Genomic DNA, 18,396 nt, shown 5'->3' with positions numbered 1-18,396 from the left:
CCTCACGGCGCGGCGTGCTCACGAGCAGCCGGCCGACGATCCGCCCCCGCGTGTCCCGGACCTGCCAGGGATCGGAACCAGCCCCCCCGGTACACCCGCTGCTTCGAGCGCTCTCCGGGAGCGAGCCGACCGCTCATGTCGTGGCAGCCGTGCCCACGGCTGTCGCCGCACTCGAACAGGACGGCCGGTGAGCCGGTGTCGTTGACGAAGACGACCGAGCTGAAGTTGCCGGGGTCCGTGGGATCCAGGTCCGCCGGATCGCAGGCACTCAGAACCAGTGCGGCGAGTGCGGCGACCGGCCAGGCTCCGCGCGGACAAGTACCCAATTTCAAACTCCCGTTCGGTAACAACGCTAGAGTCTGGGCCCGGTGGATCGTCCTGGGGTGGCGATCCCGGTCACAGGGGGAGTGCGCACGTGGGGAATCGGGCGGCGAGACGCGGGGTGCTCGTCATGATCGGAGCTGTTCTGGCCGCGGGGTGCGGGGACGGGCACGGGCAGCCGGGCGCGACCGGGACGGCCCGAGCGCGGGCGTCCCAAGCCGCGGACGGAGCGCCGCTGGGCGTTCGGCAGCTCAAGGCCCTCGCCTTCCGCGACGGGGAAGTGTCCCAGGTGCAGGGCGGTCAGGTTCCGTTCGAGCCGGGCCATGCGGAAAAGGGCGGTGGGGACAGGACGTTCCCTCCGGTGTCGGATCCGGCGTGCCAGGTCGTGATCGACGCCATGGACGCGAAGGGGTCGTTCGCCCGGGTCTCGCAGATCTTCAACTGGAAGGACAGTATCTGGCCGGGGGCCTCGACCCTCGCGTCCTATGAGGGCAGCAAGGCCGGCACGGCCTTCGAGCGTCTTCAGGGCGGCCTGAAGACCTGCCGGTCCTACTCCGGCACCGGCTGGGCCGGCCCGTACAAGGCGGAGTTGACACCCGAGAAGGCACCCCGCCTCGGGGACGAAGCCGTGCGTTACCGGCTCACCATCCCCATGCCCGAGGACAAGCGGCTCAACCAGATCCAGTACACCGCGGTCCGGGTGGGCTCCGTCGTCGTCACCTTCAAGGCGCAGGACCTCGGCAGGCACGCCTCGTTCCCGGCCGGCCTGATCCGGAAGCAGGTCGCGCGGATCGGCACCGCGCAGCGCACACGCTGAACCGTCCCGCTGCTCCCGGTTTCACTCCCGACCCGACGCCACCACGGCCAGCACCCCCGACAGCGCCGCCGCGATCAGCAGGGGGATGCCCAGGCCGTGGTGGAGGACCAGCAAGGCGCCCAGGGTGGCGCCCACGAGCATCGCGATCACCGATGCCGTGCGGCGCGGGGAGCGGTGGCCCGTGGCGTCGCCGAGGCGGGACTCGGAGGCCAGGCCGGTCAGGGTCATGGTGAGGACCGTGGTCGTCAGGTCGGGGATGCCCAGTTTGCGGACCGTCGCGTTGCGCAGGCCCATCGCGAACGCGGTGAGGGCGATGAGCGCGTAGCGGGTGCCGTTCGTGTCCGGCCAGACGAAGGCCACCGCCGCCGACGCGCCGACCAGGAGCGCCTCCGCCGCCAGGGTCAGCCGGGCCCATCTGCGCCGCGAGCCCTTGCCGTACCTGGCCGCCACCCGGCCGCCGGCCACCGCGCCCAGCAGGAAGGCGGCCAGCGAGGTCGCGGTGTGCGGGACGGAGAAGCCGGGCGCACCGGCCGCCGCGAAGCCGAGCACCACCACGTTGCCGGTCATGTTGGCCGTGAAGACCCGGCCCAGGCCCAGATAGCTGACCGCGTCGATCAGACCGCTGACCACGGTCAGCACCAGGAGCACGACCACCAGCCGCACCCCCCGCGCCTCCGGGTCGGGAAGGGGCGGTGGCGGTGTCGTCATGCTTCCTCCGGTCAGCCGGACGGGCAGGGTGGTGGCAAGTCCACCACGGGCGCGGGGGACTCTCGGATGTCCCGCCGAAGCGTGCGTCCGTAGCGTTCGGAACATGACAGAAGACACGCGCAAATCAGCGGAAAAGCAGCCCAGTTGGCGTATGCGGAAGGTGGGTGCCGCCGCGGCCGCCGCACTGCTCGCCGGCCTGGCCGCCGCCCCGGCCGCCGTCGCCGGACCGCGCGGCGACCGTCGGGGAGAGGTGGTGTCCGTCGTACCTGTCGCGCGGCACAGCCGTGCCGAGGTCGCCCGCGGCCTGGAGGAGCTTCAGGTGGGGACCGACTCCCTGCGCTACGGCGTCCGGGCGTACCGGGTGACGTACCGCACCGTCGACCCGTACGGGCGGCCCACCACCGCGACCGGTCTGCTCACCCTGCCCGAGGGCGGCGGCCGCACCCTCGGTCTCGTCTCCGACACGCACGGGACCATGACCGACCGTGACTACGCACCCTCCGTCGCGGAGGACGCGCGGGCGCAGTCGTACCTCTTCGCCTCGGCCGGACATGCCGTGGCCGCGCCCGACTATCTGGGGCTGGGCAAGGGGCCGGGCCGCCATCCGTACATGGACACGCGGTCCGCCGTCACCGCCTCCGTCGACATGCTGCGGGCGGCCCGGACGGCGGCGGGGCGACTCGGTCGCACGGTGAACGGGGATCTGTACGCGACCGGTTTCTCCCAGGGCGGGCAGGTCGCGATGGCGGTGGGGCGGGCGGTGCAGCACGGGGACGCGCCCGGATTCCGGCTGAAGGCGCTGGCGCCGGTGGCGGGGCCGTACGACCTGGCGGGGACCGAGGTGCCCGCGCTCACGGACGGGCGGGTCAACGACATCAGCGGAGTGCTCTACATCTCCTACTTCCTCGTCGCGCAGAACCGGCTGCACTCCATATACAAGGACCCGTCCGAGGTGTTCCGGGCGCCGTACGCGGGCCGGGTCGAGGGGCTTTTCGACGGGCGGCACCAGGAGGAGGACGTCGTCCGACAGCTCGCCCCGACCGTGCGGGAGCTGCTGACGGACGACTTCTACCGGCAGCTCACCCGGCCGACGGGGGCCTTCCGCGAGGCGCTGCGGGCGGGCGATCACACCTGTGACTGGAAGCCCGGCGTGCCGGTGCGGCTCTACGCCGGTGACAACGACACCGACGTGCCGATCGGCAACGCCCGGACATGCGCGCGCACCCTCGCCGAGCAGGGGGCGAGGGTGCGGGTGCTGGATATGGGGCCCGTCGACCACGGAGGGTCGTACCGGGCGGCGCTGGCCGGCATCGCGCGTTTCTTCGGTGGCGCGGTGGCCTGGCGCGGGGTGGCCTAGGCCGGGGGCCTGGGGCCGGGAGGGGCCGGGAGCCGGGTGGCTCAGTACCAGCCGTTGGCCTGCCAGAAGCTCCAGGCCTGGACCGGGCTGCCGTAGCGGGAGTTCATGTAGTCCAGACCCCACTTGATCTGGGTGGCCGGGTTCGTCTTCCAGTCGGAACCGGCGGCGGACATCTTCGAGCCCGGCAGGGCCTGGACCAGGCCGTAGGCGCCGGAGGAGCTGTTGGTGGCGGCGGGGTTCCAGCCGCTCTCGTGCTCGACGATCTTGCTGAAGGCGTTGAACTGCGCGGTGTCCGGGATCATCTTGTGCGCGATCGCCTGGGCGGAGGAGGCCTGGGTGGTGGCGGCCTGGGCGGGCGCCGCGGTCAGGGCCAGACCGGCGGCAGCGGCGGCCACGGCGGCGGTGGTGAGGGCCTTCTTCGGGGAAGCGATGCGGCGGATGAAGGAGACGGACACGGAGAACCTCTTACGTCGGGGACAAGGAATCGCCTGTATGTCGCAGCCCCCTGTGCGGGGACCTGCCGCATACGTCGGCACCGCGACCCGGTCGGGCTCGTGGTGCCTGGCGACGTCCACTACAGAAGCAGGCTCGATGGGCGTCCGCAATGACCCCTTTTACTAGTTGTGGCCGGATCGGCGGCAAAGGTCGCTTGTGTGGCGTGGGTCTCAATGCGCAGGTCAGAAGGGGTGCACGAAGGGATTAATCGGACATTCCGAACAACGACCCCGGATCGTAGGTGACCTGCGTCATGTGGGGTGCTTCACCGGGGAGCTGACAGCCCGGATACGGCCCCTCACGCAGCGGGTGCGTCGAATGTGACCGCGGTCTCGAAAGCGGCCCGCCTGGTGGCCCGGCGGAGCGCGCGCAGCAGCGCCGGGCCGAGAACCAGGGTCAGGACGACCGTGCAGACCGCCCGGCCCAGGTCCCAGCCCATGGAAGTGGTCAGGCAGTAGGCGACGAACCGGGCCAGGTTGGCGCGGACCGTCCCGTCCGGGTCGAAGGCGATGTTCGAGGTCAGGGCGCCCATGAAGGGCCAGCCGGCCAGATTCATGATCGTGCCGTAGGCGAAGGCCGCGAAGAAGCCGTAGACCGCCAGCAGGAGCCGCTCGCCCCGGCCGCGCAGCCGGACCCGGCCCGGGAGGAGCCCGGCGCCCATGGTGAACCAGCCCATCGCCAGCATCTGGAACGGCATCCAGGGGCCGACACCGCCCGTGAGCAGCGCCGACGCGAACATCGTCACCGAGCCGAGCACGAAGCCGAAGCCGGGGCCGAGCACCCGCCCGCTCAGCACCATCAGGAAGAACATGGGCTCGATCCCGGCCGTGCCCGCGCCGATCGGGCGCAGCGCCGCCCCGGTCGCGGCCAGGACGCCCAGCATCGCGACGGCCTTCGGGCCGAGGCCGGACTCGGAGATCGTCGCCGACACGACCGCGACCAGCAGGATCAGCAGGCCCGCGAACAGCCAGGGCGCATCCTCGGCGTGCGCGCCGATCTGCGAGCTGGGCGGGGCGAGGAAGGGCCAGAAGAAGCCGACCACGCCGACCGCGCTGACCAGGACCAGGGCGGCGAGGGAGCGGGGGCCGAGCCGGACGGCGCGGACCCGGGCCCGCGAGGTGGTGGTCATGCCAGGGCCTCCCGGACCTCGGCGACGGTCAGCCAGGGCTGCGGGGCCAGGATCTTGGTGACCTGTGGGGCGAAGGAAGGGGAGGAGACCACGATCTCCGCCGTCGGGCCGTCGGCGATCACCTCGCCGTCGGCGAGCAGCACCACCCGGTGCGCGATCTCCGCCGCCAGCTCCACGTCGTGCGTGGCCAGCACGATCGCGTGCCCCTCGGCGGCCAGCCCCCGCAGCACGGTGACCAGGCGGCCCTTGGCCGCGTAGTCCAGGCCCCGGGTCGGCTCGTCGAGCAGAAGAAGGGGAGGCCGGGCGGTCAGTACGACCGCAAGGGCGAGCGCCAGGCGCTGGCCCTCGGACAGGTCACGCGGGTGGGTGTCGTCCGTGATGTCCGGCAGCAGCTCGGACACCAGGGCCCGGCAGGTGCCGGGCGCGGCGCCCGCGTCCCGGTCGGCGGCCGTGCACTCGGCCGCCACCGTGTCCGCGTACAACAGGTCCCGCGGTTCCTGCGGCACCAGACCGACCCGGCGCACGAGGTCCCGGGGCGAGGTCCGGTGCGGTACGGCCCCGCCGACGCGGACCGTGCCGGCGGTGGGCTCCACCAGCCCGACGAGCGAGCCGAGCAGTGTGGACTTCCCGGCGCCGTTGCGCCCCATCAGCGCGACCGTCTCACCGGGGGCCACGGTCAGGTCGATGTGCCGCAGGGCCGTGATCCCGCCCCGGCGGACGGCCAGGGAGCTGACCTCGGCGATCTGCGCGGGAGCGGGGGAGCCGGGGGCCGCGGCCCGGCGGAAGAGGCGGCGCCGGGGGGACGGCAGCGGGATGTGCGGGGCGGCGGGAGCGGCGGGCGCGTACTGCCGTGGCAGTACGCCGGTCTGCCGGGCCTTTGACAGTCGTTCCCGCAGGCCGGCGGCCTGGCGGCGGGCGTTGCGCACCGTCAGGGGCAGCGGGGTCCAGCCCGCCAGGCGGCCCAGGTCCACCACCGGTGGGCAGACCGGGGAGACGGACATCACCTCGGCCGGGTCGCCGTGCAGCGGGGCGGCGCCCGGGGCGGGCATCAGCACGACCCGGTCGGCGTACTGGATCACGCGCTCCAGGCGGTGCTCGGCCAGCAGGACCGTCGTACCCAGGTCGTGGACCAGGCGTTGCAGTACCGCCAGGACCTCCTCCGCGGCGGCCGGGTCCAGCGCCGAGGTCGGCTCGTCGAGGACCAGCACCCGCGGGTGCGGGGTGAGGACCGAGCCGATCGCGACCCGCTGCCGCTGTCCGCCGGAGAGCGTGGCGATCGGACGGTCACGCAGACCGGCCAGGCCCAGCAGGTCCAGCGTCTCCTCCACCCGGCGCCGCATCACCTCCGGAGCGAGCCCCAGCGACTCCATGCCGTAGGCGAGTTCGTCCTCCACCGTGTCCGTCACGAAGTGCGCGAGCGGGTCCTGCCCCACCGTGCCGACCACGTCCGCGAGTTCGCGCGGCTTGTGGGTCCGGGTGTCCCGGCCGGCCACCGTGACCCGGCCGCGCAGGGTGCCGCCGGTGAAGTGCGGGACCAGCCCGCTGACCGCGCCCAGCACCGTCGACTTGCCGACCCCGGACGGACCGACGAGCAGCACGAGTTCGCCCTCGGGGACCTCGAAGTCCACGCCCTGGACGGTCGGTTCGGCCGCGCCCTCGTAGGTGACGCTGACCTCCTCGAAGCGGATCACGACGGCTCCTCGGGGGCCTGGGGTTCCTTGGGGACGATGAAGGCGGGCAGCAGGGCCACCAGGACCACGGCCGCGGGCCACAGCGGCAGAGTGGGGGCCACCAGGGGTACGACGCCGGGGTACAGCGCGTCCGGGTCGCGTACGGAGGCGACCGCGAGCAGCCCGGCGACCGTGGCACCCGAGCCCGCGACCAGCCACGCGTGCACACCCCACGGCTCCGGGCGGTACCGGGTGCGCGGGGTGCGGCGGCCGCCCAGGCGCAGGCCCGCGAGCGCGGCGGCGACCCCGGCCCCCAGCACCGGCAGCCCGTACACGCCGCCCTCCGCGGTGAGCAGCCCGTACGTCCCCGCGCACACGCCGAGCAGACCGCCGAGCGTGAGCGCGGACGTCGTACGGCGCACCCGGGCGGGGACGGCGGCGGCACGGCCGTAGCCGCGGGCGTCCATCGCGGCGGCCAGGGCGACCGAACGCTCCAGCGCGCCCTCCAGGACCGGCAGTCCGACCTGGAGCAGGCCCCGTACCCCGCGGTCCGGGCGGCCGCGCAGCCGGCGGGCGGCCCGCAGCCGCTGGACGTCGGCGATCAGATGCGGTGCGAAGGTGAGCGCGACGACCACGGCCACGCCGATCTCGTACAGGGCACCGGGCAGGGACTTGAGCAGACGCGCCGGGCCGGCCAGGGCGTTGGCGGCGCCGACACAGATGAGGAGGGCGGCGAGCTTCAGGCCGTTGTAGCCGGCGAAGAGCAGCGCCTCCGCGGTGACCGCACCGCCGAGCCGGATGCCCTGCGCCCAGTGCGGGAGGGGCACTTCGGGGAGGGTGAACAGGACGTGCGTACCGGGCACGGGGGAGCCGAGGGCGACCGTGAACGCGAGGCGGACGAGCAGCACGGCGACGGCGAGCTTGGCGAAGGCGGTGTAGGAGCGGGCCCAGGGCGCGCTGGAGCGGTGGGTGGCCACCACGTAGCCCGCCGCGCCCACGAGGAGGCCGAGGAGGAGCGGGTTGGTGGTCCGGGTCGCGGCGGTACCGAGTCCGAGGGACCAGAGCCACCAGGCGCCGGGGTGGAGCGGTGCGCGGTGCTGCTGCCGGGCGGGGGTGGGCTTCGCCTGCCCGGGCCGGCGGGGTGCCGCTGCGACTCCCCAGGGGCGCGGGCCGTGTCGATCTGCGGCTCCGCCGCGTGGGCGCGACCAGCCCCCACCAGTCCGCGCCCGGGGACTACGCATTCCCGCGCCGCCGGGCCTGCCACACCGCCGCCCCGCCCAGGAGGACGACCGCGCCCACGCCGATCGGCAGGCCGAGCGAGGGGCCGCTGTCCTTCTGCCGGGGCTCCCCGCCGGCAGCCGTCGGCTTCTTCTCCGTGCCGTCGGCGGACACCTGCTCCCCGCACCCCTTGCGGGGATACCCGGCGATCGCGCACAACAGGGCGTTGGCGTCGTAGCGCAGCGGCTTGGCGACGGCTGCCAGGGCCTCGGCCGTCGTCGCGTCGGGGGAGACGCGCGCGCAGGCCGTGCGGCGGGTGGGCGGGGTCTCGCCGGACGGGGCGTCCGCGGGCGTGCCGGAGTCGATGACGAGGGCGACCCGCTTCGTACCCGCCTTCGCAGGCGTCCCCGCACAGATCGCGGCGAAGTCCGCCGTGCCGCGCGGCCGGCTCGCGTCCGCGGAGTCCTCGCTCACCGCGAACCGGAAGCCCTGGACCGCGCCGTCGTCGGGACGCGCGGTCGACGGGCCCTGGGTGGCGTACGTCCAGCGGCCGCCGTCCCGCTCCCAGAACGACCAGTAGCGGTAACCGGTGGCGTGCGCCTGGGCGGCGCCTGCGACGAGGACGAGCGCGGCGGCCAGCAGGGCCGCGGCACGGCGGACGGCGGTCACAGCTGCTGCCGCTTGCGGCGGCCGCTGAGCAGGATGCCGATGCCGACGCCGAAGACGAGGCCGGCACCGACGATCCACCAGACACCGATGCCCGAGTCGTGCTCGGCGCGCTTGCCGGGCTCAGCGGTGCGGGCGGCCTTCTGCGGCGCCGGACCCGTCGCGTCGAGCGCCTGCACCAGGTCCGTGCCGCCGAAGTCGTGCGGGTCGTCACCCATCGCGTGAGCGGCGAAGACCAGCTCGGCGTAGGCGGCCGGGCCGCTCTGCCGCGCCCACTTCACCGCGTTCTTCTCCAGCCAGGCGTACGGCTTCTTCGCCTGCCGCATCCAGCCGTTCGCGGCGAGCGCGACGACCGAGTCCGCGGTGTTTCCGTAGTCGGGCTGGTCCTTGGCCCCGGGCAGGGCGGACTTCAGGTACCCGCCGTCGGTCATGGCGTCCCCCAGGTAGGCGGAGCCGTTGTTCGCCACCTCCGCCGGGGTGAGCGGCTTGTCGGAGTCGGCGCAGGCGTAGCCCTGCTCCTGGGCCTTCCCGGCCTTCGGCGCGAAGCCCTTGCCGAGCGCGCCCAGCACGCCGGCCGCCGTCGCGTCCGAGTTGGCGACCAGCTTGCCCTTCTTGTCCGGCTGGTAGGCGAGCGCCCCGCCCCCGGTGCCGTCGCACGGCAGCGACCACTTGGCCAGCAGGTCGTACGGGCTCTTGCCCTTCAGATGCAGCTGGGCGGGGTCCTGGCCGACCGCGGCGAACGCGCCGACGACGACGCCGGTGGAGTTGGTGTCGCTCGGGGCGCCGGGCGAGTAGCCCCAGCCGCCGTCCTCGTTCTGCAGCGTCGTCAGCCAGACCAGGGCCTTGCGGACCTCGGCGTCGTGACCGCCGACCGCCTGCAGCGCCTGGACGGCGGCGGCCGTGCTGTTGGTGTCGGGCTGGGCGCCGCCCTTGCCCTCACAGGCCTTGGCCGTGTCGGCCCGGAACGCGGCGAAGCCGCCCTTGTCGCACTGCTGCCCGACCAGCCAGTCCACGGCCGAGCCGGCCGGACGGGAGCCGAGCGTCCGCTGGGCGAGCAGGGCGAGCGACTGGCGCCAGACCCCGTCGTACGTGGGGTCGGCCTTGCCGAACAGCCCGGCCGGGATCGTCACCTTCGGGGGTGCGGACGGGGACGGGCCGGCGGCCATGGCGGGTGCGGCGGCGGCCAGCACACCTACGGCGGCGAGAGCCGCTGCACTGCGGCGGACGTTCATGGTCGGCGACTGCCTCTCCTGCGGGGAACCGGCAGCGCACGGGAACACCCGGGCGGCTCGGCTCCGTAAACCTCGACGGTGCCGTGCGCTGCGGGTCGCCGCGCACGCGAGCCGGTCAACGTCCCGGGCGGGGCAGTCCGGCTCACCGTCCGGGGGACGGTTCACGATTGGGGTATCCCCTGCTCGAGCGAGGTCGAGAGCTTGGGGACGGGTCAGCGCCGGAATTCCACCGGCTTCCCCCCGTACAGGTGTGATGACGACCCCGCCACTTTACCGGCAGCCGTGCGCGGCCCGAGGGGTGGCCGTGGGCACACGGAGACGGTGACCGGGGTCACGGTCGCCGCGGCTGCGGGAAGGGTGCGGGAGGCGTGGCGCCCCGGCGGCGGATACGGGACCGAAGGGGCTTGGCTGCCGCGGGTGTTGGCCCGCTAGGCCGCGAACGGCCGGGCCGGTGGGGTGACGGACACGGTCAGGTGGCGGGCCATGCGGCGCAGGGTGTGTGCGCAGTCCGCCGGGGTCTCGCCCTCCGCCACCCAGTGCGCGAGGCGGTCCTCGGGGTCCGCCCGGGCGGCCTCCGTGACGTGGTCGCCGGGCTGCCGGGTGAGGACCATGCGCTCGGCGGACGGCTCGTACGCGGCGGCCGGGTCCATGTCCACATGGGTCAGCCGGCCGGTCGTGGCCGGGTAGGCGAACTGGATCGAGGCCGCCCGCTGCCGGGTCGGCGTCACGTCCGGGAGCCGGCCGACGGCCAGAGCGGCGGCGGCCCGGGCGAGGTCGACACCGGTGGCCCGCTCGACCAGCAGCGGGATCAGATCGCCGGGCAGGTGCGGGACGACGTCCGTGACGCGGGGCCCGCGGGCCGTGAGCCGCAGGCCGATGTGGGCGACGGTGTGCGCGAGGCCGAGCGCGCGCACGGTCCGCTCCACCGTCTGCCGCAGGAAGCGGTTGTGCAGCAGCCCGTCGTGGGCGTGCACGGAGTGCCGCAGCGGCTGCCGGGCGGGCGGCGGGCCCGGTGCCGTACGGGTCAGCGCGGCGATGCGGACCTCGTCGTCCAGGACGACGGTCTCGGCGCGGACGAGCGGGGCCCCGGCGTCCTCCCGGCCGGCCGGGGGAATTCCGTGCCGGGCGAGCAGCACCTGCGACGCGGTCGGGTCGGCGCAGGCGGCGGCCGTCTCGTACGGGATGCCGGGCAGGCCCAGCCGGGCCGCGATGTGTGCGGCGGCGGGCAGGTACCGCCTGGTCCAGGTCAGTACGCCGCTCACCCCGTGCCGTAACGCGTAGCGTGCGACCGCCTCCGCGGTGGCCGCGTCCTGGCCGGGGTCCGCCGCGATGTGGCCGGCCAGGTACGGACGCGCCCAGACGGGCGGGGACGGATCGACCAGCACCACCGGGTGGACCGCCGCGATCCGCTCCAGCGGGTACGCGTCGTACGCGGCCCGGTGGCTCACCCCGAGGAGAAGGACGGCGTGCGGCATCGGAGGCTCACCTTCGTGGGGAGAAGGCAGACAGAGACGCCCCGGATGCTGCTCCCCCATAGGCAGCACCCGAGGCGGGTCGATCTTGCTCTCTGTGCCTCGATCCTCACCCACCGCACCATCAACTGTCAACGATTGCTGCCTAATTCCGCAGCGGGAGTTGTCACGTCTGGTCGGCGCACTGGTGACCGGGTAGCCTCGCGTCAGCTCAGCCACGGAACGGACGACACGCCCAGGGGGGACCTCGGTGAGTGACGCCTACGCCCTGCTGGCCGATGTGCTCGACCGCCTCGGCGAGCTGACCGGCCGGCCCGGCCGGCTGCCGGAGGTCCTGGACGTCGCCGGCCTCTCGCATCGCACCGGCATTCCGGTCGGCACCGTCGTCGAGCTGCTCTCGGGCGGCCGGGCGACGGAGGGCTGCCTCGCCGAACGGGTGCGGCAGCGGCTGGACTTCATCCGCGAGACCCGGCGCCGGCCCGACGGCAAGCGGTACTCGCTGGACGAGCTGGCCCGGATCGCCGGCACCAGCCGGCAGTGGCTGAGCGAGTGGCGCAAGAGCGGTATGCCGAGCCTCGAACACACCGACCGGCTGCGCAGGTTCTTCGGTCTGCCCGCGGGCTTCTTCACCGCTGACGAACCGGAGGCGCTGCACGAGGCGTTGCAACCGGTGCTGCAGGTCCTGGAGGCGGAGGCGGACCCGCTGCTGCGGCTGCGGGAGAGCGGACTGGTCCGGCTGGCCGCGCGGGCCCCGCAGATGAACGCCCGTCAGCTGGCCACGCTCGCCGACCTGGCGGAGATGATCATCGTCTCGGAGCAGGCCGGGGGTGCCGGGAAGACGGTGGGTGCCCCGGGGACGTGAAGGGTGCGGACCTGAAGGGTGCGGACCTCAAGGGCGCCGCGCGTGCCTGATGCGCTTCCGGCCGTAACTCACCCAGATCTGGCCGTAAATGATCGTTGCGGGTGCGGGAACGTGCCGTTACCGTCTTCCCCGCCTTATGGTCGCCGCACCCCCGCCGACCGCAAGGACGACGCATGAGCCCCGACAGAGCGCCGAAGTCCCGCAGACCCGCCAGGTCGCCGAAGCGGTTCCTCGACCGGCTCGTCCGTGACACCGCCCGGACGCTGACCCCGCCCACCGAGCCGAAGGCGTTCCTGCACGCGGTCTGCGCCACGCTCAGCCCGCAGCTGGACCGTCCGGTCCGGCTGAAGTTCGTCAACTTCCCGCCGGGCCTGGACGTCTCCGGGGTCACCTTCGCCATGGACGAGCAGTACATCGTCGTGGTCGAGGAGATGGCGCCCGACGAGCACAAGTTCGTCATCGCGGGGCACGAGATCGGCCACATCCACTACCAGACGCTGGACGTGCACTACCCGGCCGGCATGCCCGCCGCGGCACGCCGGCTGCTGTCCCAGGCCGAGGGGGACATCCCCTGGGACCAGGTGGTCGCCATGGCCACCCGCTCGCCCGCCGCGGTGGCGGCCGCTGCGGAGTGGGAGGCCGAGGAGTGCGGGCTGCGGCTGGCTGCCAAGTTCTCCAAGGTCGTCGGTCCGGGCGCGGCGGCCGGACGGACGACGCAGGACACCCTCGCCGGCCGGCTGTCCTCCTCGCTGGGCAACATCGGCGGCCCGTGATGCGCTGGGACATGGCGGGTTCGTTCGCCGCCTACGCCGTCCCCGCGGTGCTCCTCGCGGTGGCCTTCGTGATCAAGCTGCCGCTGCTGCGCCGGGCCTGGCAGGACCCGATCCTGCGGGCCACGGCGCTGCTGCTCGGCATCGGCGCGGTCGTCTTCGCCTCGCTGCCGCCGGGCAACCTGCACGGCATCAACGAGATCACCGGAGTCCCCAACTTCGCGGGCCTGTGGGTCTATTCACTCCTCACCGCCTACTGCGGGGCCTGCCTCTGGCTGATCATCACCTGGCGCGAGCCGCCGTCCGCGGTGCGCAGCCGGCGTACCCGCACGGTCTGGATGGCCTACGGCGCCATCATCCTCGGCCTGTGGACGACGTTCCTGCTCGGCGACCACCACGTGGAGCGGCTGCGGGACCTCGACACCTACTACGCCAACACGCCCTGGATGCGTGAGTTCGCACTGCTCTACCTGGTCGCGCACATGGTGTCCGCGCTGGTCGCGGCGGGCATCCTGTGGGCCTGGTTCCAGGAGGTCGAGAACACCTGGCTGCGCCGGGCCGTGGTCTTCCTCCAGGTCGCCTACGCGCTCGGGCTCATCTTCGACGTCGCCAAGCTCGCCGCGATCGGCGCGCGCTGGAGCGGCCGTGACTGGGACTGGCTGTCGACGTACGTCGCCCCGCCGTTCGCCATCGCCGAGGCGGGACTGGTCGCCGTGGGCTTCATCGCCGGGCAGGCCGGCCCGGTCCTCGACGAGCGCCGCGCCCTCGTCCGCACCCACCGGCGCCTCAAGCCCCTGTGGCAGGCGATGCTCACCGTCACGCCCCCGGCCGCCCCGGCCACCGGCCGGGTCAGCGGTGCCGCCCTGCGCCTGGAACTGCGCCGGGCCGCCATCAACGACGGCCTCCTCAAACTCTCCCCGCACCTCAGCCCCGCCCGCCGCCACCGGGCCCAACGGGCCGCAACGGCGGCCGGTCACTCCGACTCCGCGGCCCGGGGCATCGCCGGAGCGGTGGACATCCTGATCGCCACGGACATCCTGCGCTCACCGGCGACCGGGGACGAGCCGCCCGAGGCAGGGCCCATGGAGCCGGCGCCGGCGGGCGGATCCGGGTCCGGGACCGTCTCGGTGTCCGGCGGCAGCCCGGAGCGCGACAGCGAGCTGGAGTGCATCGCGCAGGCTCTGCGGTTCCACTCGTCGGTTGTCGAAACCTTCCGCCGCGAGGCGGTCGGCACAGAAGGTCTCACCATTCATGCCTGACGGAGCCACCGCCCGCCGCATCCAGCGCGCGGTGGCCCGGCCGGTCGGCAACGCCTGGAACCTGGCGGTGGGCCGGGGCGCGTACTGCCCCGGCGCCGCACCCCGGCCGCCGACCGCCGTCGAGCGGCTGCTCATCGCGTACGTCGACAAGGCGGCCGCCGCCGGCTCCGGGAACCCGCGCGCCCTGCGCGGCCCGCTGGACGTGATGAGCCTGAAGACCCCGCCGACCCGCCTCTTCGCCCCCGACATGCTCTGGGCGATCTGCTTCGGGCCCCGCAGGAGCCCCTGCCCGGCCCGCCGCTGAGCCGGACCGAGCGGGAGGCGGCCGGGCTCAGCCGACCTTCGGCGTCGGGCCCGCGAATGCCAGGTGCAGGACACGGGTCTGCAGCAGCCATCGGCCGTCGGTCCGCCGGAAGACGTCCTCGTAGTGGCCGACCTGGACGGGCGGTCCGGCGGGGACGAGGCCGTCGCGATGCCCGTCGACGCGATAGGTCGAGAAGTACGAGGTGGCGGTGGCCGTGTCCGGGGACGTCACGGTGACGAGGACGTTGGACATCAGGCGGCGCGAGAGCCGGTCGGCCGGACGGGAGCCGAAGTACTCGCGCAGCGCCTCCCGGCCTTTGACCAGGCGCTCGCCCGCCGGCCACGCCCAGCTGCCGTCCTCGGTGAACAGCTCGGCCACGGAAGGAGGTTCACCGAGGTCGAGCCGGTGGACGAAGTCGAGGATCAGGCGCTCGCAGGCGCGTTCGCCGAAGAGTTGCTCCAAAGGGTCCATGAGGCCATCCAACAGTCCCGCTCCCCGCCGCGGTCCACTCACACCGCCACGTACGCCACCGGCTCGCTCCCCGCCACCGGCTCGGCCCGGCCCAGCTTCACCAGGCGCCGCAGATGGGCCTCGGCCTCCGAGACCGCTATGTTCCGCGACGGGTAAGGGATTTCCTGCCAGGGGCGGTTCCACTCCATGCGCTCGGCCAGCTGCCAGGGTGTGAGCGGTTCGGAGAGGAGGGCCAGCAGGTCGGTGAGGCGGTCCTCGTGGTGGGTGAGCAGCTGCCGTACCCGGGCCGGTGCGTCGGTGAAGGCGTACTGGTGCGCGGGGAGCACCTCGGCCGGGGTGAGCCGGCCGACCCGCTCCAGGGAGTCCAGGTAGTCACCGAGAGGATCGGTCACCGTGGCGTCGTCGGGGTCCTCGTACAGGCCGATGTGCGGGGTGATCTCCGGGAGGACGTGGTCGCCCGAGAACAGGCGTCCGTGGCCGGGCAGCCGGGCCGGATGCTCCTCCTCCAGGTGCAGGCAGACGTGGCCGGGTGTGTGGCCCGGGGTCCAGATCGCGCGCAGCCGGCGGCCGGGCAGGCCGAGCAGTTCGCCGGGGACGATCTCGCGGTCGGGCAGGGCGGGGGCGAGTCCGGGGAAGGTACGGCGGCGGGCGGCGCGCAGCGGAGCGACGTGTTCCGCGGGCGCACCCGCCGCCGTCAGCTTGGCGGCCATGTACGCGTACCAGCGCTCCGGACGTGTCTCCCGCGTCCTGCGCACGATCGCCGCGTCGGCCGCGTGCATCGCCACCCATGCCCCGGAGGCCTCGCGGACCTGCCCCGAAAGACCGTGGTGGTCCGGGTGGTGGTGGGTGATGACCACCCCGTGCACCTCCGTGACCGAGGTGCCGCAGGCCGCCAGCCCGGCCGTCAGGACCTCCCAGGACGCCGGGTCGTCCCAGCCCGAGTCCACCAGCACCGGACCCCGGTCGGTGTCCACGACGTACACCAGCGTGTACCCGAGCGGGTTGTCCGGGATGGGGACCTGGATGGACCGTACGCCCCCGCCGTGCTCGAACGTCTCCGTCATGTGTCCTCCACCCCGCCGTCCGCACCCCGCGACCGCTGCCCACTATAACCAGACCTGACTGTTCGTCAGATACTCCGAGTGCCTCTGCTTTTAACCCTTTGCAGCGTCCGAGCCGGAGCGACTACGTTCTCCGGGCCGCCGATCACCCAGGCCGATGGAGACACCTTGACCGTGCGCATCACCCCGCTGACCGACCCCGACGCAGGACTGTCCTCCCGCCGTCTGGCGTGGCTGGCCTCCGACGCCGACGGAGTCCCCGTCGGGTCGGCGTTCCTGCGTCTCTTCACGAGGGCCGGGCAGGACCATCTCGCCGAACTGGAACTGCAGGTCCACCCGGCCGAGCGGCGGAAGGGCGCGGGCACGCGGCTCCTGGAGGCGGCCGTGGCCGCCGCGCGCGAGGACGGCCGGCGCTGCGTCGTCGCCCAGGCCGAGGCCGGCTCTCCCGGTGACGGGTTCCTGCCGGACCGGGGTTTCCGCAGGGTCCTGACGCTGGTCTTCACCCGGCTCCCGCTGGCCGGGGCGGACGTCACGGCTCTCACCGGGATCATCGAGGAGCCGCACCCCGGCTACCGGCTGGTCTCCTGGGAGGGCACGGTCCCCGACGACCTCGCCGAGACGTATGTCGAGTCCCGGCACGCCATGGACGACATGCCGATGGGCAGCACCGACTTCGGCACGGTGACCTGGGACCTGGAACGGGTCAGGGCCGCCGCCGCGGCCGTCGAGAAGCGGGGCGACCTGCTGCACACCGTCGCCGCCGTCGACGAGTCGGACGGCTCGATCGCCGGGTTCACCGAACTGGTGGTCCCCGGTGAAGGCAAGGGCGACGGCCAGCACTACGGCACCGGCGTCCTCCCCCGGCACCGTGGCCATGACCTCGGCCGCTGGATGAAGGCCGCCGCCATCCGGCACGCCCTCGAACGGCACCCGGATCTGGGCGGCCTGCTGACCGACACCGCCGACAACAATCCGCACATGATGCGCATCAACGACGCGCTCGGTTACGCGCCGACCCACATGACGTTCGAGTACCAGCTCGACCTCTGACGTCTGGCCTACCGCGACTAGAACTGGTATCAGTTCTGAAACAGCGTCAGAAACAGGCGGTGCGGCGGGAGGCAGTCGGCCATGACCGAGCTCGTGGAACACGGACAGCTGTTCATCGGCGGGGAGTTGACCGACCCGCTGGGCGGGGACGTCATCGAGGTGATCTCCCCGCACACCGAGGAGGTCATCGGCCGGGTGCCGCACGCCTCCAAGGGGGACGTCGACCGGGCGGTGGCCTCCGCGCGCCGCGCCTTCGACGAAGGCCCCTGGCCACGCGCCTCGTTGGCCGAACGGATCGAGGTCGTCACCCGGATCAAGGACGGCATCCTCGCCCGGCACGAGGAGATGGCCCGCGTGATCTCCTCGGAGAACGGCTCGCCGTACTCCTGGAGCGTCCTCGCCCAGGCGCTCGGCGCGATGATGGTGTGGGACTCGGCGATCAAGGTCGCGCAGAACTTCCCGTACGAGGAGCGCCGCGACGGCGTCCTCGGCCCGATCCTCGTGACGCGCGAACCGGTCGGCGTGGTCGCGGCCGTCGTCCCGTGGAACGTCCCGCAGTTCGTCGCCGCGGCCAAGCTCGCGCCCGCGCTGCTGACCGGCTGCACCGTCGTCCTCAAGCCGTCCCCGGAGTCGCCGCTGGACGCGTACCTCCTCGGTGAGATCGCACGCGAGGCCGGGCTGCCCGAGGGCGTCCTGTCCATCCTCCCGGCCGACCGCGAGGTCAGCGAGTACCTGGTCGGGCACCCGGGCGTCGACAAGGTCTCCTTCACCGGCTCGGTCGCGGCCGGCAAGCGGGTGATGGAGGTGGCCGCCCGCAACCTCACCCGGGTCACCCTGGAGCTGGGCGGCAAGTCGGCGGCGGTCGTGCTCCCGGACGCGGACGTCCAGGCGGCCGTGTCGGGCATCGTCCCGGCGGCCTGGATGAACAACGGGCAGGCGTGTGTCGCCCAGACCCGCATCCTCGTCCCGCGCACCCGCTACGACGAGTTCGCCGACGCCTTCGCGCAGGCGGCGAACGCCCTCAAGGTCGGCGACCCGCTGGACCCGGCCACCCAGGTCGGCCCCCTGGTCGCCCGGCGCCAGCAGCAGCGCAACCTCGACTACATCCGCATCGGCCAGGAGGAGGGCGCCAAGATCCTCACCGGCGGCGGCCGCCCGGCCGGCCTGGAGCGCGGCTGGTACGTCGAACCGACCCTCTTCGGCGACGTCGACAACTCCATGCGCATCGCCCGCGAGGAGATCTTCGGCCCCGTGATCTGCCTGCTGCCGTACGGCGACGAGCAGGAGGCCGTGAAGATCGCCAACGACTCGGACTACGGGCTGTCCGGCAGTGTGTGGACGGCCGACACCGAGCGCGGCATCGAGGTCGCCCGGCAGGTCCGCACCGGGACCTACTCCGTCAACACCTTCAGCCTGGACATGCTCGGCCCGTTCGGCGGCTACAAGAACTCCGGGCTGGGGCGGGAGTTCGGCCCCGAGGGCTACGGCGAGTTCCTCGAACACAAGATGATCCACCTGCCGGCGGGGGCGTAGG

Annotated in this window: 18 protein-coding genes; 8 read left to right on the top strand and 10 right to left on the bottom strand. The window is 73.4% G+C overall.

Annotated elements, in window-relative coordinates; genetic code table 11:
* The first annotated feature begins 451 nt into the window (after window positions 1-451).
* The gene (locus AC07DS_RS23435; RefSeq protein ID WP_479148150.1) at window positions 452-1,138 is read left to right on the top strand and encodes a hypothetical protein; all 687 of its coding nucleotides are present in this window, start codon (window positions 452-454) and stop codon (window positions 1,136-1,138) included.
* A gap of 21 nt (window positions 1,139-1,159) precedes the next feature.
* Here the strand turns inward: AC07DS_RS23435 and AC07DS_RS23430 are convergent, their stop codons facing one another.
* On the bottom strand, window positions 1,160-1,846 hold the full coding sequence (locus AC07DS_RS23430; protein WP_479148148.1) for a YoaK family protein: 687 nt from the start codon (window positions 1,844-1,846) through the stop codon (window positions 1,160-1,162).
* A gap of 103 nt (window positions 1,847-1,949) precedes the next feature.
* Here AC07DS_RS23430 and AC07DS_RS23425 point away from each other — a divergent pair, with 103 nt between their 5' ends.
* Complete coding sequence (locus AC07DS_RS23425) at window positions 1,950-3,203, top strand: alpha/beta hydrolase family protein (RefSeq protein WP_479148146.1); 1,254 nt, start codon at window positions 1,950-1,952, stop codon at window positions 3,201-3,203.
* A 41-nt stretch (window positions 3,204-3,244) separates the two neighbouring features.
* Here the strand turns inward: AC07DS_RS23425 and AC07DS_RS23420 are convergent, their stop codons facing one another.
* The 7 genes from AC07DS_RS23420 to AC07DS_RS23390 all read right to left on the bottom strand — a co-directional run bounded on the left by AC07DS_RS23420 (window position 3,245) and on the right by AC07DS_RS23390 (window position 11,088).
* A complete protein-coding gene (locus AC07DS_RS23420; protein WP_479148144.1) occupies window positions 3,245-3,658 on the bottom strand; it encodes an aggregation-promoting factor C-terminal-like domain-containing protein in 414 nt (137 codons plus the stop codon).
* A 338-nt stretch (window positions 3,659-3,996) separates the two neighbouring features.
* On the bottom strand, window positions 3,997-4,827 hold the full coding sequence (locus tag AC07DS_RS23415; protein ID WP_479148142.1) for an ECF transporter S component: 831 nt from the start codon (window positions 4,825-4,827) through the stop codon (window positions 3,997-3,999).
* Window positions 4,824-6,518: an ABC transporter ATP-binding protein gene (locus tag AC07DS_RS23410; RefSeq protein WP_479148140.1), complete on the bottom strand. Its 1,695-nt coding sequence runs from the start codon at window positions 6,516-6,518 to the stop codon at window positions 4,824-4,826. Before AC07DS_RS23410 ends, AC07DS_RS23415 begins: the two co-directional genes overlap by 4 nt.
* On the bottom strand, window positions 6,515-7,738 hold the full coding sequence (locus AC07DS_RS23405; protein ID WP_479148138.1) for an energy-coupling factor transporter transmembrane component T: 1,224 nt from the start codon (window positions 7,736-7,738) through the stop codon (window positions 6,515-6,517). Before AC07DS_RS23405 ends, AC07DS_RS23410 begins: the two co-directional genes overlap by 4 nt.
* Complete coding sequence (locus AC07DS_RS23400; RefSeq protein WP_479148136.1) at window positions 7,731-8,384, bottom strand: SCO2322 family protein; 654 nt, start codon at window positions 8,382-8,384, stop codon at window positions 7,731-7,733. The genes AC07DS_RS23405 and AC07DS_RS23400 overlap by 8 nt, the downstream gene beginning before the upstream one ends.
* Window positions 8,381-9,613, bottom strand: a complete 1,233-nt coding sequence (locus tag AC07DS_RS23395; protein ID WP_479148134.1) for a prenyltransferase/squalene oxidase repeat-containing protein — start codon at window positions 9,611-9,613, stop codon at window positions 8,381-8,383. The genes AC07DS_RS23400 and AC07DS_RS23395 overlap by 4 nt, the downstream gene beginning before the upstream one ends.
* Before the next feature lie 428 nt (window positions 9,614-10,041).
* Window positions 10,042-11,088 carry a hypothetical protein gene (locus AC07DS_RS23390; protein WP_479148132.1) on the bottom strand — a complete coding sequence of 349 codons (1,047 nt, stop codon included), beginning with the start codon at window positions 11,086-11,088 and terminating at the stop codon, window positions 10,042-10,044.
* Between the two features lie 247 nt (window positions 11,089-11,335).
* Between AC07DS_RS23390 and AC07DS_RS23385 the strand changes: the two genes are divergently transcribed.
* From AC07DS_RS23385 to AC07DS_RS23370, 4 genes are all read left to right on the top strand, one after another.
* A complete protein-coding gene (locus AC07DS_RS23385; protein WP_479148130.1) occupies window positions 11,336-11,947 on the top strand; it encodes a helix-turn-helix domain-containing protein in 612 nt (203 codons plus the stop codon).
* Between the two features lie 173 nt (window positions 11,948-12,120).
* Window positions 12,121-12,720 (top strand): hypothetical protein, encoded by a 600-nt coding sequence (locus tag AC07DS_RS23380; protein WP_479148128.1) that lies wholly within the window; start codon window positions 12,121-12,123, stop codon window positions 12,718-12,720.
* Window positions 12,720-13,976: an MAB_1171c family putative transporter gene (locus AC07DS_RS23375; protein WP_479148291.1), complete on the top strand. Its 1,257-nt coding sequence runs from the start codon at window positions 12,720-12,722 to the stop codon at window positions 13,974-13,976. The genes AC07DS_RS23380 and AC07DS_RS23375 overlap by 1 nt, the downstream gene beginning before the upstream one ends.
* Window positions 13,969-14,280 (top strand): hypothetical protein, encoded by a 312-nt coding sequence (locus AC07DS_RS23370; RefSeq protein WP_479148126.1) that lies wholly within the window; start codon window positions 13,969-13,971, stop codon window positions 14,278-14,280. The genes AC07DS_RS23375 and AC07DS_RS23370 overlap by 8 nt, the downstream gene beginning before the upstream one ends.
* A gap of 27 nt (window positions 14,281-14,307) precedes the next feature.
* Here the strand turns inward: AC07DS_RS23370 and AC07DS_RS23365 are convergent, their stop codons facing one another.
* Window positions 14,308-14,751 (bottom strand): nuclear transport factor 2 family protein, encoded by a 444-nt coding sequence (locus AC07DS_RS23365; protein ID WP_479148124.1) that lies wholly within the window; start codon window positions 14,749-14,751, stop codon window positions 14,308-14,310.
* A gap of 38 nt (window positions 14,752-14,789) precedes the next feature.
* Window positions 14,790-15,815: an MBL fold metallo-hydrolase gene (locus tag AC07DS_RS23360; protein ID WP_479148122.1), complete on the bottom strand. Its 1,026-nt coding sequence runs from the start codon at window positions 15,813-15,815 to the stop codon at window positions 14,790-14,792.
* 165 nt (window positions 15,816-15,980) lie between these two features.
* Between AC07DS_RS23360 and AC07DS_RS23355 the strand changes: the two genes are divergently transcribed.
* The gene (locus AC07DS_RS23355) at window positions 15,981-16,862 is read left to right on the top strand and encodes a GNAT family N-acetyltransferase (RefSeq protein ID WP_479148120.1); all 882 of its coding nucleotides are present in this window, start codon (window positions 15,981-15,983) and stop codon (window positions 16,860-16,862) included.
* A gap of 81 nt (window positions 16,863-16,943) precedes the next feature.
* Window positions 16,944-18,395, top strand: a complete 1,452-nt coding sequence (locus AC07DS_RS23350) for an aldehyde dehydrogenase (RefSeq protein ID WP_479148118.1) — start codon at window positions 16,944-16,946, stop codon at window positions 18,393-18,395.
* The last annotated feature ends 1 nt before the right edge of the window (window position 18,396 follow it).

The sequence above is a fragment of the Streptomyces sp. NPDC044064 genome (assembly GCF_056434245.1).
Note: the sequence above shows the minus strand (reverse complement) of the source record. Positions and strands in the feature narration are given on the sequence as shown.

Bases quoted from the DNA above. Each gene is read 5' to 3' on its own strand.
- AC07DS_RS23380 (WP_479148128.1), top strand. From the start codon at position 12,121: ATGAGCCCCGACAGAGCGCCGAAGTCCCGCAGACCCGCCAGGTCGCCG.
- AC07DS_RS23350 (WP_479148118.1), top strand. From the start codon at position 16,944: ATGACCGAGCTCGTGGAACACGGACAGCTGTTCATCGGCGGGGAGTTG.
- AC07DS_RS23375 (WP_479148291.1), top strand. From the start codon at position 12,720: ATGCGCTGGGACATGGCGGGTTCGTTCGCCGCCTACGCCGTCCCCGCG.
- AC07DS_RS23390 (WP_479148132.1), bottom strand. From the start codon at position 11,088: ATGCCGCACGCCGTCCTTCTCCTCGGGGTGAGCCACCGGGCCGCGTAC.
- AC07DS_RS23435 (WP_479148150.1), top strand. From the start codon at position 452: ATGATCGGAGCTGTTCTGGCCGCGGGGTGCGGGGACGGGCACGGGCAG.
- AC07DS_RS23425 (WP_479148146.1), top strand. From the start codon at position 1,950: ATGACAGAAGACACGCGCAAATCAGCGGAAAAGCAGCCCAGTTGGCGT.
- AC07DS_RS23365 (WP_479148124.1), bottom strand. From the start codon at position 14,751: ATGGACCCTTTGGAGCAACTCTTCGGCGAACGCGCCTGCGAGCGCCTG.
- AC07DS_RS23430 (WP_479148148.1), bottom strand. From the start codon at position 1,846: ATGACGACACCGCCACCGCCCCTTCCCGACCCGGAGGCGCGGGGGGTG.
- AC07DS_RS23405 (WP_479148138.1), bottom strand. From the start codon at position 7,738: ATGCGTAGTCCCCGGGCGCGGACTGGTGGGGGCTGGTCGCGCCCACGC.
- AC07DS_RS23395 (WP_479148134.1), bottom strand. From the start codon at position 9,613: ATGAACGTCCGCCGCAGTGCAGCGGCTCTCGCCGCCGTAGGTGTGCTG.
- AC07DS_RS23415 (WP_479148142.1), bottom strand. From the start codon at position 4,827: ATGACCACCACCTCGCGGGCCCGGGTCCGCGCCGTCCGGCTCGGCCCC.
- AC07DS_RS23370 (WP_479148126.1), top strand. From the start codon at position 13,969: ATGCCTGACGGAGCCACCGCCCGCCGCATCCAGCGCGCGGTGGCCCGG.
- AC07DS_RS23360 (WP_479148122.1), bottom strand. From the start codon at position 15,815: ATGACGGAGACGTTCGAGCACGGCGGGGGCGTACGGTCCATCCAGGTC.